The organism is Pseudomonas abyssi (assembly GCF_002307495.1).
In the GTDB taxonomy this organism is placed as follows: Bacteria; Pseudomonadota; Gammaproteobacteria; order Pseudomonadales; family Pseudomonadaceae; genus Halopseudomonas; species Halopseudomonas abyssi.
Genome location: NZ_NTMR01000075.1, coordinates 1 through 420, shown reverse-complemented (window position 1 = coordinate 420; position 420 = coordinate 1). Strand labels below are relative to the sequence as shown.

General features: G+C 53.3%; 1 protein-coding gene and 1 pseudogene. One reads left to right on the top strand and one right to left on the bottom strand.

Annotated features, from left to right (window positions below; genetic code table 11):
* Positions 1-202: pseudogene (locus tag CNQ84_RS20290) on the bottom strand (cation transporter); the annotation flags it as partial.
* Between the two features lie 95 nt (positions 203-297).
* Between CNQ84_RS20290 and CNQ84_RS20285 the strand changes: the two are divergent.
* On the top strand, positions 298-420 hold a 123-nt coding region (locus tag CNQ84_RS20285), incomplete at its 3' end, for a MerR family DNA-binding transcriptional regulator (RefSeq protein WP_133065938.1).

Genomic DNA, 420 nt, shown 5'->3' with positions numbered 1-420 from the left:
TCGACAAGTCGAAGGACAGCGCCCGAATCTCCTCAAAGCCGTTCAGGGCTAGGCGAATCATTCGTTCTTCTGATGGACAGTCCATCTTCGGCACGGCATAAACACTGACCCATCTCCCTGGCGCCTCGGAGGAGGCCTGTATATCGGTATCCGCTGCGGACGTTGCATCACCGCCACAGGCGCCACCACAGGATTTGCTCATGATACGACTCCACTTGAACAATGTTGTGGTACCATTTAAAACTATAAAGCTACTATAAGGTCAATAGAGTAAAGAATCCGTTGGGGAGGAGGCTGATGCGCATTGGTCAGTTGGCGCAGTTGGTAGGGGTCGAAACACAGACGATCCGCTTCTATGAACAGCAGGGCTTGTTGCCGCCGCCTGATCGGCAGGACAACGGTTACCGTGTCTATACCGAG